At 40.4% G+C, this 14026-nt stretch carries 12 protein-coding genes; all 12 read right to left on the reverse strand.

The features are described from left to right. Nucleotides 1-52 precede the first annotated feature (52 nt). A complete protein-coding gene (gene mfd / locus BM390_RS09910) occupies nucleotides 53-3577 on the reverse strand; it encodes a transcription-repair coupling factor (protein ID WP_089854590.1) in 3525 nt (1174 codons plus the stop codon). Between the two features lie 210 nt (nucleotides 3578-3787). Beyond that, nucleotides 3788-4345 carry an aminoacyl-tRNA hydrolase gene (gene pth, locus BM390_RS09915; RefSeq protein ID WP_089854593.1) on the reverse strand — a complete coding sequence of 186 codons (558 nt, stop codon included), beginning with the start codon at nucleotides 4343-4345 and terminating at the stop codon, nucleotides 3788-3790. Between the two features lie 565 nt (nucleotides 4346-4910). Next, nucleotides 4911-5549, reverse strand: a complete 639-nt coding sequence (locus BM390_RS09920) for a 50S ribosomal protein L25/general stress protein Ctc (protein ID WP_062321665.1) — start codon at nucleotides 5547-5549, stop codon at nucleotides 4911-4913. 146 nt (nucleotides 5550-5695) lie between these two features. Then, nucleotides 5696-6649, reverse strand: coding sequence for a ribose-phosphate diphosphokinase (locus tag BM390_RS09925; RefSeq protein WP_062321667.1), 954 nt, complete (start codon nucleotides 6647-6649; stop codon nucleotides 5696-5698). Nucleotides 6650-6698: 49 nt separating this feature from the next. Next, nucleotides 6699-8075: a bifunctional UDP-N-acetylglucosamine diphosphorylase/glucosamine-1-phosphate N-acetyltransferase GlmU gene (gene glmU, locus BM390_RS09930; protein WP_089854596.1), complete on the reverse strand. Its 1377-nt coding sequence runs from the start codon at nucleotides 8073-8075 to the stop codon at nucleotides 6699-6701. A gap of 275 nt (nucleotides 8076-8350) precedes the next feature. Further along, a complete protein-coding gene (spoVG, locus tag BM390_RS09935) occupies nucleotides 8351-8638 on the reverse strand; it encodes a septation regulator SpoVG (RefSeq protein ID WP_089854599.1) in 288 nt (95 codons plus the stop codon). Between the two features lie 134 nt (nucleotides 8639-8772). Further along, a complete protein-coding gene (gene purR, locus BM390_RS09940) occupies nucleotides 8773-9594 on the reverse strand; it encodes a pur operon repressor (RefSeq protein WP_089854602.1) in 822 nt (273 codons plus the stop codon). Nucleotides 9595-9718: 124 nt separating this feature from the next. Next, nucleotides 9719-9982: a biofilm formation stimulator Veg gene (gene veg / locus BM390_RS09945; protein WP_089854605.1), complete on the reverse strand. Its 264-nt coding sequence runs from the start codon at nucleotides 9980-9982 to the stop codon at nucleotides 9719-9721. A 211-nt stretch (nucleotides 9983-10193) separates the two neighbouring features. Next, nucleotides 10194-11048: a sporulation peptidase YabG gene (gene yabG, locus BM390_RS09950; RefSeq protein WP_062321671.1), complete on the reverse strand. Its 855-nt coding sequence runs from the start codon at nucleotides 11046-11048 to the stop codon at nucleotides 10194-10196. Between the two features lie 101 nt (nucleotides 11049-11149). Continuing rightward, a complete protein-coding gene (gene rsmA, locus BM390_RS09955; RefSeq protein ID WP_089854607.1) occupies nucleotides 11150-12037 on the reverse strand; it encodes a 16S rRNA (adenine(1518)-N(6)/adenine(1519)-N(6))-dimethyltransferase RsmA in 888 nt (295 codons plus the stop codon). Beyond that, on the reverse strand, nucleotides 12030-12590 hold the full coding sequence (gene rnmV / locus BM390_RS09960; protein ID WP_062321673.1) for a ribonuclease M5: 561 nt from the start codon (nucleotides 12588-12590) through the stop codon (nucleotides 12030-12032). The genes rsmA and rnmV overlap by 8 nt, the downstream gene beginning before the upstream one ends. A gap of 174 nt (nucleotides 12591-12764) precedes the next feature. Next, nucleotides 12765-13961 carry a ubiquitin-like domain-containing protein gene (locus BM390_RS09965; protein WP_062321675.1) on the reverse strand — a complete coding sequence of 399 codons (1197 nt, stop codon included), beginning with the start codon at nucleotides 13959-13961 and terminating at the stop codon, nucleotides 12765-12767. Between the last annotated feature and the right edge of the window lie 65 nt (nucleotides 13962-14026).

Raw genomic sequence — 14026 nt, forward strand, 5'->3', positions numbered from 1 at the left:
CCTCGTCTTCTCTTAGACTAGTGTGGGTTGAAAAAATGAAATTTATACATCTTTATCCTTTAAAATCATGCAGCGCCTGTAATAAACCTTTTACATAACTGTAGCGATCATTTTGTGACCGCTTGTCAAACATAAAGGTGAAAATCACTTGATCATTTTCAAATTTAAATTTCAACATTCGTCCAAAATCATTGACGTAGTTGGTCAGCTTATCAAACAATAGCTGCTTTGTTGCGGTTTGCGATAACGTAAGTGAAATCGTGTTCTTTTGTTCTTTAATAAGTTCTACTTTTTCACGTCTAGCATACATGCGTAATTCTGTTACTTGAATGAGCGCTTCAACTTCTGCAGGATAATCGCCGTACCTATCGACGAGTTCATCCTTTAAGTCAACTAAATCTTCCGCATGTTCAACCACACGGAAACGTTTATACATGTTGATTTTTTGTTTGCCATCAGAGATATACATATCAGGAATGTAGGCATCTATTTTCAGTTGTAATTCAGGATTAACCTCTTCTACTGTCTCACCGGTCAAGCCGTGTTTACGACGTTCAACCGCTTCTTTTAACATCTCTGAATAGAGATCAAACCCAACTGAATCAATAAAGCCGTGTTGCTGGGCGCCGAGGATATTTCCTGCACCACGAATTGATAAGTCTCGCATCGCAATTTTAAAACCAGAACCGAGTTCAGTAAACTCTTTAATCGCTTGAAGACGTTTCGTTGCGACTTCTGTTAACACTTGATCGGGTAAATACGTAAAGTAGGCATACGCAATCCGGTTACTTCGTCCGACACGTCCGCGTAATTGATACAACTGACTTAAGCCCATACGGTCAGCCCTATCAACAATTAATGTATTGACATTAGGGATATCCACACCCGTTTCAATAATCGTCGTACTCACTAACACGTCGTATTCACGGTTTAAGAACGCATGCATCACATTTTCAAGTTCGGTCTCGTTCATTTGGCCGTGAGCCACACCGACGCGCACACCTTCAACTAAACTTTCAATCTCACGGGCTTTTTGTTCTATCGTCTCGACACGGTTATAAAGGAAGAAGACCTGTCCTCCCCGGCCTGTTTCACGCTCAATTGCTTCGCGTAATAATAGCGGATTATACTCCACTACATACGTTTGAATTGGGAACCGGTCGGCTGGTGGTGTTTCAATGACGGATAAATCACGTACCCCAAGCATCGACATATGAAGAGTCCGCGGAATTGGGGTAGCTGTTAATGTTAAGACATCAACATTGGCTTTTAATGTTTTAATTTTTTCTTTATGTTTCACACCAAAGCGCTGTTCTTCATCGACAATTAAGAGACCTAAGTCTTTATATTGAACATCTTTTGACAATAAGCGGTGCGTACCGATAATTAAATCAACCGAGCCGTCTTTCAGACCTTTTAGTGCTTCTGTTTGTTGTTTGCGCGTTCTAAAACGGCTGAGTATCTGAATATCAACCGGGAAATCTTGAAAACGTTCGAGTGCCGTCTCAAAGTGTTGTTGGGCTAAGATTGTTGTTGGAACTAAGAACGCCACTTGTTTACCTTCGACAATCGCTTTAAATGCCGCCCGAAGGGCTACTTCAGTTTTCCCATAACCAACATCCCCGCACAACAACCGATCCATCGGTCGTGCTTTTTGCATGTCTTGTTTAATCTCTTCAATACTACGTAATTGATCATCTGTTTCCTGATACGGAAAAGCATCTTCAAACTCGCGCTGCATTAAGTGATCGTCACTGAATTGATACCCGACAGAGGCTTCTCTTTCTGCATACAATTTGATTAAATCATCGGCAATATCTTCTACTTTCGTTTGGACTTTACTTTTAACCTTCTTCCACTCAGAACCGCCAAGTTTATAAAGTTTTGGCTCTTTTCCTTCTGATCCGACATATTTTTGTACCATATCGATTTGATCAATTGGGACAAACAACTTATCGTCACCGGTATACTGAATTAGCATAAAGTCTTTATGCATCCCTTGGATTTCTAACGTTTCTACCCCGATAAAACGACCGATACCATGGTTCACATGAACGACATAGTCACCCACTTTTAATTCTTGGTAACTCTTAATCCGCTCAGCGTTATTCATTTTCTTCGGTCGTTTCTTTCGTGTTGTTGCCCGGGACTTAAATAGTTCACGGTCAGTAATGACCGCGAGTTTATGCAGCGGTAACTCAAAGCCATGATCGAGTTGACCAATCATGACAACCGGTTGTTTTGTCGGCAATGAGGTGGTCTCATCCGCCAGTCCTGCTTCTATTTGATAATCCTTTAAAATACTTTGGACTTTTTCTGCGCGTTCAGGTGTTCTCACCATAAATACAACGGAGTAATCACTCTTTTTATAACGCGTGACTTCCTTTTTTAATAGCGGCATCTGGCCATGAAACTCCTGCATATCACGCGCTTGGACGTTTACGATATTCCCAGGCTTTGTATGCGGGAATTGACGCATGAAAATGGACAGATAGATTTTTTGCTGGGTCGCTTGTGCGTCTATATCTTCCTTGCTGAATGATAGATTGACATGTGAGAAAAAGCGCCGGTGGGTGAGTAGTGACTCAATCCACTCCTGTTCTTCATGATCAAGTTGTTCGAGCGTTTCATTGATCCGTCCGATCTCATCCAGGAAGATTAAGCCATCAGACGGTAAATAGTTAAGTAAGCTACCAGGCTCTTGGTAAAACCATTGGTTATATTTATATAAATCATCAAAGCTTTGTTGATCATTAAGCGCATCAATTTCGCGTTCTATCATTGCTTCAAATTGTGTTTGACCTTCTGAGTCACTGATCCGGGTTAATTGATCCGCTGTTTTTGTTTGTAACGTGTCAACAAGTCTTGACCGGTCATCATCCGTTAGTAAGCGCTCGGTGTTTGGATAGATAAAAATATCCGTGACTTTATGCAGCGAACGCTGGGAATCGGCTTGGAAGTAACGAATCGAATCGACCTCTTCATCAAAGAATTCAATTCTAACCGGATTATCTTCTGTCAGCGGATACAAATCTAAAATGCCCCCACGCATACTAAATTCACCCGGTGTTTCTACCATATCTGTTCGTTCATACCCCATTAAGACAAGCTGCTGTATCGTAGATGCTAACGGCACATCTTCTCCAACCTTAAACGCGAGTGTAAACTGTTCCCAATAAGACTTTGGCGGCAGGACCCGCTTTAAAGCAGCCACAGGCGCAACGAGGACACCGTTATCCCGCTTCGTCCAATCAACAAGCGCTTTAATCCGCTGAGCTTTTAATTCAGGTGAAGCGACACTCATCTCGGTCCCAATTAATTCATTTACCGGATATAAAAAGACCTGATCCGTACCAATAAGATCGGATAAATCATCTACTAGTGCTTGCGCTTGTGATAAGTGATGTGTGACGACGACGGTTTGTTTTTCCACGGCTTGTTGAATACTTGCCATCCATAAACTTCTCGCCGATCCTGGAAGACCGGATACTTGCTGTTCACCTATACCTTTTTTGACTCCGTCAACCATTGAATTGACGTCATCGTAAGTTAATAAATATCGGTTCATTTCTCGCAAAGGAAATCCCCACCTTTCTGTATCTATACATAGTAAAAGGCTTTGGTTATTCGACCAAAGCTACACCTATTCTTCTTTTGCTGTCATTAAACGACCCGCTTTCACGAATCTTTACCGATTATGTCGAATAGACATCACCAATACAACTAGCCCTCATTAGTCAATGACTAAGAGGGTTCTTTCTAATATGGTATATAATTAGCGCGTCGCTTAATTAAACTTATTCATCACAGACTGAAAGTCTTCTGTTATAAACGCATCACAAGCCGTTGCGGCATGTTCCACACTTTCATCAATAAGCGCGCGTTCTGATTTACTAAAACGACCTAACACGTGATCGGTGACGGTTAAACCTTCTTTTGGACGATCAATCCCGATTCGTACCCGGTTAAAGTTTTTCGTCCCTAACTGGTCAATCATTGATCGAATCCCGTTATGACCACCATGGCCCCCATTTTGTCGTAAGCGTACTTTACCCGTTGGTAAATCTAAATCATCATACACGACAACGATATCTTCAGATTTAATCCCATAAAAGTCCGCGAGCGGCTTAACACTTTCGCCCGACAAATTCATATACGTTTGTGGTTCTAATAAAATCACTTTATCTGTGCCGACAACTTCATAAGCATAATGACCTTGGAACTTCTTTTTATTAAGGCCCCAACCTTTTCGCTTGGCGAGTTCATCGATGACCATAAAGCCAACATTATGCCGTGTATCTTTATACTTGCGACCAGGGTTTCCTAGTCCAACAATCAATTTCATTTGTCTAACATCCTCCAGTTGGTTATATCTGACTACCATTCTACTTGTTTTCAAATGAAAATGAAAGAGAAATCACTCTTTACCCATCGTTTTTTAAGTCACTGCTTTAAAAACGATGGGTAGGCTATTAGATCACGGTTATAAATGGCGATGAGAACTATAGGGACACAAACTGATACCGTTTTCTTTATAATAAGGATCGGTATATTTGAGTAATGGTTGTTTCTTCGGCACGTAATAAGGCTTGTTTTTCTTTAAACTCGTGTAATAATCAAGTTAATTAAACTCTTTAATTAAATTCGAGACAAAGAAACCCTGCATCGTCGTAACAAAACTAGATGTCATGTCATCTGTAGGCTGAGACCTCCTGAACTTTTTCTGGAGAGACGATACCGTATAGGTTCGTAAGAGCAATAATATAATCCTCTAGTAATGACATACAACATTCCCAGCTTTCATTTTTTAAGTGCTTCTTATTTTGAAAAAATCTGATGATTATACAATCAAAAAGCTTGGAAGACCGCAGTCATCCAAGCTTTTAATAAGCATGCTATCTGTAAGACGTTTATTCTTCGTCTCCTTCACCGCTACCTTTTTGGCCAACGAGTTCAGGCTCTAAGTCTTCCTCTTCTTCCGTCTCTTCTAAGTCTTCTACTTTATCTGGTGCTGTGACCGCAACAATGGTTGTGTTCTCATCATCTAAGATTTCATAGTTCTTGCCATCTTTTAAGTCAGAGACCATAATCGAATCCCCTACTTCTAAGTCAGAGATATCAAGTAAGATTTCTTCTGGAATATCCGCAGGTTTTGCACGTACTTCCAGTTCGTATTCAGGCTGTTGTAACACGCCGCCTTCTTTTTGACCTTTTGATTCGCCTTCTAAGTGAACCGGAACCATAACGTCCATTTCTTGCTTCATATCAACGATATAAAAGTCAGCGTGAACAAGCTGATCTTTAAGTGGTTCTACTTGGTATTCATGTAGCATGACATCAACTGATGTGCCGTCTACATCTAAACTAATAATCGCATTACGTCCTTCGTCACGCACGGTTTTTAATAACTCAATGCTGTCGACTTGAACGGTCATTGTTTCTTTTCCTTTACCATACACAACCGCAGGAATAAATCCTTTATCGCGAATAGCTTTCGTATTCGATTTCTTTAAATCATCTCTTCGTTCTGCTTTTAACTTGACTGCCATAAGTGTCAACCTCCAATAAATTTCGTTCTTTTTCTATCTAACAACTGTTAGAATCGATAAGCTTAAAGTTTATCTAAGCACGTTAAAGAAGCGATTCTACTAGAGTATATTCCCACAAGCAGCACACATTAAACATAAAATTTTAATTAATCAAATAAAACACTGACAGATAGCTCTTCGTGTACACGAATAATCGCTTCTGAAATAAGTGGTGCGACAGATAATGTCACAACTTTATCAATTTGCTTTTCTTTCGGTAAGACGATGGAGTTCGTCACGACAAGCTCTTTAATCGCTGAGTCATTAATCCGCTCAATCGCTGGCCCAGACAGAACAGGGTGTGTACAACAAGCATAGACTTCTTTTGCGCCATTTTCAATTAACGCATTAGCTGCTAGGCTAATGGTACCGGCCGTATCAATCATATCATCAATCAAGATCGCTGTTTTTCCGTCGACTTTACCAACAATGTTCATCACTTCTGACACGTTCGGGCGTGGGCGACGTTTATCAATAATCGCAATCGGTGCTTTTAAGCGCTCAGCAAGTTGTCTGGCGCGACTCACTCCACCGTGGTCAGGTGATACAATCACAACATCTTCTAGATTTTTCTCGCTCCAGTAATCACCTAAGATGGGAACCCCTACAAGTTGATCAACAGGAATGTTGAAGAAACCTTGAATTTGTGGTGCGTGTAAGTCAAGCGTAATCACGCGGTCAGCACCCGCTTCTTGAATAATATCCGCCACAAGTTTGGCAGTAATCGGCTCACGAGCACGTGCTTTACGGTCTTGACGTGCATAACCGTAATAAGGAATAACGACGTTAATCGTCGCAGCTGAAGCACGTTTTAGTGCATCGACCATAATTAAAAGCTCCATTAAGTGCTGGTTAACTGGGGCTGATGTCGATTGGATAATGTACACGTCACAACCACGAATACTTTCTTCAATATTAATTTGAATTTCACCATCACTAAATGATGTCACTGAACTTTTACCGAGCGGTACACCAATATGTTCCGCTACCTCTTTAGCTAATTCAGGGTTTGAACTCAGTGAAAACACCTTTAATTTACGATCTTGATAATCAACAGACATTCTGTCAGACCTCCATTTAATTTGATTGTTTTAGTTTTATGAACGGCTATTATTTTAATAGCTTGTTTAACTTTTTAGCGTAACCATCTTTATTGACTTGCTTTGCTCTGGCAATTGAAAGTGCGACTTCTGGTACATCTTTTGTGATCGTTGAACCAGCCGCAACAAGAGCCCCGCGTCCGACAGTCACCGGTGCGATTAAGTTCGTGTTACATCCAACAAACACATCATCTTCAATAATCGTTTTAAATTTATTTAATCCATCATAGTTCACTGTAATCGAACCACAACCGACATTCACATTCTTACCGATTTCAGCATCACCAATGTAACTTAAGTGAGATACTTTACTACCATCATCAATAACAGATTTCTTCACTTCCACAAAGTTGCCGACTTTCACATCATCACGAATATCTGAGGCTGGACGTACGTGCGCAAATGGACCGATATTAACGCGATTTCCTACCTTGCTGTCATGTACGACACTATGAAGGACTTTAGACTGTTCTCCGATATGACTGTCAATAACTTCACTATTAGGGCCAATCACACAATCTGTCCCAATCATAGAATGACCTAAAATCTTTGTCCCTGGCTCAATGACGACGTCTGAAGCAATTTGAACCGTTGGGGCGATGTATGTCGTTAATGGATCCATGATCGTCACACCATTTTTCATATGCTCTCTGTTGATGCGCTGTTTCATCAAACGTTCTGCTTCACTAAGCGCTAGACGATCATTCACACCAAGCGTTTCATCAGCATCTTTTGTTTGATAAGCTGCGACGGTTTCTTGTTGTTTTTTCGCAATTTCAATCACATCTGGTAAATAATATTCCCCTTGCGCATTGTCATTAGACACATTTTTCAATGCGTCAAATAAAAAGGCATTGTCAAAACAATACGTACCAGCATTTACTTCTTGGATCGCTAGCTCTTCTTTTGAGGCATCTTTTTGTTCGACAATTTTCGAAACATCACCATCACTATTTCTCACAATTCTTCCGTAACCTGTTGGGTCAGGAATCGTTGTTGTTAACACGGTCACTTTTGCTTGTTTTTCTTGATGGTAATGAAACATTTGTTCCAAAGTGGCTTTAGTTAACAGTGGGGTGTCCCCACAAACAACGAGCGTCACACCTTCTTTGTCTCTAAGCAAGTCTTCCGATTGCATGACAGCATGTCCGGTCCCTAATTGTTCTCTTTGTAAGACAAACTGACTTACTTCACCTAGCTCTTCTTTTACTTTTTCAGCACCATGACCGACAATGGTAATAATCTCACTTAAATCAAGCGATTGTAGCTGGTCTAAGACATGTTGAACCATTGGTCGTCCCATCACGGGGTGTAAGACTTTATATAACTTGGATTTCATGCGTGTACCTTGCCCTGCTGCTAAAATAACAGCAAATCGTTTACTCATAGTGAAACCTCCGATTAATCTATTGATATGTTTTGAATTATGTACTTGATAAAATTATACCATGTTAAAATATATCTTAAAAGGTGCGTGAAATCAATCCAATTCCTTAGAATTTCATTGAAATAACAAAGGTTGAACCATTGAAAGCGTCATCACTGCGTTGCTTTTTTAAATGACGAGTAAAAAAAACAAAAAAACTTCAAGACGCACTATCATGATTGATCAAACAAACACGATAGCCGCATGAAGCTTTTATGCGGTAATAAGAATAACAATTAAGAGACCCCGACTTCTTCTTGCGCCACTTCTTTCAATGTTTCTTCATACTTTGCTAGAATGGCAATTTCAATTAGATTGCGCATTTTCGCATTGATTGGATGGGCAATATCTCTAAATTCCCCGTCCGGTGTCCGCTTTGACGGCATGGCTACAAATAAGCCGTTATTTCCATCAATAACACGAATGTCATGAACGACAAATGCCTCATCTAGCGTAATAGAAGCGTTGGCTTTCATTCGACTATCACTTTCCACACAACGCAACCTTACATCAGTAACTTCCATTATGCTCACCACCTTATAAGTTTTAACACACAATAGATAGATTCAACATGTTAAGTATAAATTCCTGCTAAAATTCAACTTTTTTGCATTTTTTCTCATCTGTTTTGTTCTGATCAAGGAAAGCGCGCGTATCGTTACTGAATATGATCGAAATAATTACCGATAGTCGTCTCGATTTTTTGGTTTTTCACATCAACGTGAGAGATTTGAATAAGCGAGACATAATCTGTCACAACCCGTTCATCTTCTTCATCTTCAGCCTCTGCTAATACACCAATAGCTTTCACTTCTGCTTCAAACTCTTTCAACAAACTTCTCATGCCATCGATCGTGCCGCCTGCTTTCATAAAATCATCAATGATACAGACTTTCGCTCCTTGTTTTAAGCTACGCTTCGTTAGCACCATCGTTTGGATTTTCTTTGAAGAGCCTGAGACATAATTAATGCTGACGGTTGATCCTTCCGTAATTTTCGGATCGCGTCTCACGATGACAACTGGTACATTTAAAAAGCTCGCCACCGCATAGGCAAGCGGAATACCTTTTGTTGCGACTGTCACAACCGCATCGAGTTCAAGATCGGTAAAAGCACTCGCAAATAACCGACCAATCTCACGGACCGTTTGCGGCTCACCGAGTATATCACTCATAAATAAATAGCCCCCAGGTAAAATGCGGGCCGGGTCTTCTAGACGCTCAGCTAATACAGACAAAAACTGATGGCTCTTATCTGCTGCGACATTTGGAATATAGCGTACGCCACCTGCCGCGCCTGAAATTGATTCTAGATGGCCGATGCCTTCATGTTGTAACATTTGATTCATAATCGTTAAATCTTCACTGATCGATGATTTAGCTGCTTGATATCGCTCAGAGAAGAAAGGTAACGAGATTAATTCCATCGGATGTTCAAGGACGTATTCTGTCATTCCGATTAACCGATCACTTCGTTTCATTCCTTCACCTCAAAACCGAATATTTTGAAGTAAATATAACATTTTATACGGTTTTAAGCAAGAGAAAACCAAAAAATCTTCATAATTCTTCGGGTTTTTATCCAACAAAAAAAGCAGTAACGAATTACTGCTCTAATGCTACCATATGGCCTTCATTGATGAAGTTTAACTCAACTGTTTCTGTTAAAATATCCGCATAACTGTATGAAACGCGTTCGAACGCATTTTCATCTTGGTCTAATGCTACTACAAAGACTGACGGATACGTTTCCTCAAGCGTTCCAAACCGTTCGACTGTCTTCTTTCTTCCGCCATTCGCAATCAGCTTCAAGCGTTTTCCAATCTGACTATCTAAACTACGTTTAATCTCAACCAGCGTTTTCGCCACTACACTTCACCTCACTTTGTTCATTATAGCACGAACTAAAAACGAAGTCAATAAAATTATTTATTATAACAGTTATTAATTTTACTTGTCAATATATTTTTTTCTTTTCATGCGACCAAAGTCATTATTTAAACTTTCAGACAATTAAAAACCCCCTCGATAGTCGTGCTTCCCATCGCCTATTATACAATTATGGCTAAGTTGTGAACGTTCAGTCGTCATCCTCTTCAATCAGCGGCATCCCCGTCCGAAAGAACCCCCTTGTTTCAATCCCACCGATACCGTCTTGCTTTGTTAACGTATGACGAATAAGATCTTCTGGGGTTACTCGGTCCATAAACGATGTGTAACAGACTTTAGCCGCAATATAGACGGGATCTAGCGCATGAATGTTCACCCGTTCAGGCGATGATGCAAAATTTGCACCCGCTCGAATGAGTGATTGAAAGTGCGATTGACAGGCACCAGCAAAAATGACGAGCTGATCTAAGTGACGTTCGATTTTCCTAATCGCTCGCACCGTTTCCACAAAATCTTTCGTATGACGATAGGCCTTTAATTCATTTGGTTTTCCTTTTTTTTCCGAATAACTATCGTGTCCGGTAATGACGACAATATCCGGACTGATTTTTTCAATTAAGTCTCCAACCACACTGGCCATCTCTTCTTCTTTGACATACAAACCATGGACATGAATCCCTAACTTTTGATAAGCCTTTATACATTTTTTTAAATAAGTCTGATCGCCATCTAAGTGCAGTACTTTTGCCGGCAATAAAAAGGCGCGCTCTTCATTGATTCGCATCGATGTATGTTTTAACTTCATCAATTGATAGTCTTGTTTGAACAATCGAAAGGCGTAGGCTTTTTGTTCATCGGCTTGTTCTATTATCGTTTCTCTCAACGTCTCATCGATTTTCACAACATCGTGTAAAGGCGCATCAGCAATTAATCGCACGTCTTCTCCCGCCAACAAGACACCGCGCTCAGTGACATCAATCACCCGAAAGACCGTATCGTGCTCATAACTTTTACGCGTAATCAAATCCCCTACTGAAATATCCATTCGGTCACCTCCATCATCATGCTAGTGTATGCACCTAGCATAAAGAAGGTGAAAAACCCCTAACGATAAAAAACGTATCGTTAGGGGCCCATCATTATCTTTTATGCGTTATTTTGAGCTTCATATAATACATTCGCAAGACTAGCGAACTCTTCCATTGTAAGTGATTCGGCTCGGCGGGTTAAATCAAGTCCAATCGATTGTGCTAACGTTTCAATTGTGCCTTTATCGAGCAATTCTTTAAAATGTCTTGATAAGTTGTTTCTAAGCGTCTTTCTACGCTGTTGGAACGACGCTTGAATCAACTCGAAGAAGTAGTCTTCATCTTTAACATCTACCGGTGGCGTCTCTCTAAACGCCAAATGCAGAATAGCGGAATCGACATTAGGTTGTGGCATGAAAACCGTTTTTGGCACAATAAATAACACAGACGCTTCCGTGTAATACTGGACAGCAAGCGACAAGGAACCGTAACTTTTAGTATTGGGTTTTGCGCTCATCCGGTCCGCAACCTCTTTTTGAATCATCACAGTCATACTCTCAAAAGGTAGACGATTCATTAAGACTTTCATAATAATTGGGGTCGTCACGTAGTAAGGTAAATTGGCGACTAATTTAAGCGGTTGGGTATCGTTAAAGTAGTCTGTTAACGTTGGGGCAATATCAGCCGACAGAATATCTTCAAAAACTACTTTCACATTGTCATAGTCAGCGAGTGTTTCTTGTAAGATCGGCTTCAGACGTTGATCAATTTCAAAGGCCAATACCTTATCTGCATCAATAGCCAGTTGTTCAGTTAAGGCGCCCATCCCCGGTCCAATCTCAACAACACCTGTGTCCTTTGTGACACCTGCTTTTTTTGAAATGTTTTCTAACACATTAACATCAATGAGAAAGTTTTGTCCGAGACTTTTCTTAAAGTGAAAACCAAACTGATTTAAATAGTGTTTCGTCATAGATGGTGTTGCTATCCGCTTTTCTTTAGACATCGCCATTCTCCTTTTCAATTTCTTTCATCGCTGTTTTTAAATCACTTTTTGTGATATGAAACATTGTTAACCGCTTCATTAATTGTTTCCCGTTCGCATAACCAATATTCAAATGCGTTGTGAGCGCCTCACGCTTCTCTCTTGCATAAGTTCCTCCGATTAAACCGTATCGCATGAGATCTTCCTTTTCTATATCAGATCTATACGTGTCACCGACTTCATATACAGCTTCCAAGGCTTTTTGTATCGCTTCTTTTGAAGCATGTTCAATCCCAATCCCACGATCATGTTTATCGCGCGCATCATCTTTTGTTAAGAAGGCGTGCTTACAGCCTGGTACTTGTTCATTAATTATACTACGGATCCGTTGTCCTGGGTAATCAGGATCGGTAAAGACAATCACACCACGGACGTCTTTTGCGTGTTTGATTTGTGTTAATATTTTATGATTAATGGCAGAGCCATTTGTTTCAATGGTATCCGCATCAACGGCTTGTTTTATTTTTGCTGTATCATCTTTTCCCTCTACAACAATGACTTCTTTTATCCGCATCTTTATAGCTCCTTCAATTAATTCTTTCCCTAGTATAGCTTAATCCATCCACACTTGCATCCAAAAAGAAAAAACAAAAACCCTAGAGAAGTTTCTAGGGGAAATAAAAATACGAGAAGACATCAATCGCCTTCTCGTTAAAATTAGACAAATGCTTGTTCTAGCATTCATACTTTACTCAATAATAGTAACTTTAACAGTTCTGCGACCAAATTGTTGGGCCGCACTAACCGAACGCATATGCACATCAATACGGTTACCTTTAATGGCACCACCTGTATCGCGGGCCACGGCATAACCATAACCTTCCACATATACTTTTGTTCCAAGTGGAATCACGCTCGGATCAACAGCAATGACACCGTCAGGATTCGCTTTAACATTATATCCTGTCGCCGTTAATCCACGACCATCACATGTCGCACAATTCCAGTTATAAGCAGTGGCATGCATCGTGATTGTTTTACCAGCGACCGCAGAGCTTGTCCCACGTGAAGGTGCTTGTTGAATCGCTTTTGTACCAACGGCAACGACGCGTTGTGACGCTTCTTTTTTCACATCTTCACTGACTAATTCACGTGATACTTCTTCTCCATTTTCTAATACAACGGTGTAACGTTTCTCAACAAGGCCATTAGAACCTGACTCCACAACTTGTTCTTTGCCCTTTGTTAATGAACTATCATTTTTTCGGACGGTTGAAAAAGCGACTTCTTCTTCAATAACATCTGTCACTTCTTCCACACGAATCACATCCACAGCCATATCCGCTGTGACTGCTTCCTCGATGCCTGGTTCGACTCGATCCAGGTCAGATAGTTCAAGTTGTTGTTCTTTCAACAGATCTTCAACAGTATCCGCTGTTGTATAAACATCAGCTGTTTCATTTGTTCCATCCGTTACCGCCACTTTGACCGCACGGTCAATGTCTAACGTTAATGCGTCAGTAATAGCTTCATCTGAAGCTACACTCAAGTCATCGTGTGAAGCAACCTGAATATTTTCTGCTTCTAAAAATTCACCAACGGTACTTGCTGTTGTCATATATGTGGTTGTATTCGCCTGATCATTGACCACGACTTCAACCGCTTCTTTATATTCTACTTCCATATCTGACGAAATATTGGTTGTTAACTCATGTGAGAGATAATCATCTTCTGATGGATTGATCTCTAACTCTTCTAGTAAGGCTTCAACTGTTTCGGCGCGTGTCACAACTGTTTCTGTCTCTCCATTATGGGTAAACACAACATCTTTTTTCGTGACTTCTAGCCCAACAAAACCAACGACAACAAGTAATAATAGTACTGTGACGACTGGCATAAACACTTTATGTTTAAAAACAGCTGGTAGCTTAGACTTTAGATTCATTAAAAAATGCCTCCTTTTAATGTGCGTCTAGATTATAGCTGGATTAAAAGGAAGTGTCAAACGAC

Origin of the sequence: Halolactibacillus miurensis (assembly GCF_900116255.1) — a bacterium.
GTDB classification, from domain to species: domain Bacteria; phylum Bacillota; class Bacilli; order Bacillales; family Amphibacillaceae; genus Halolactibacillus; species Halolactibacillus miurensis.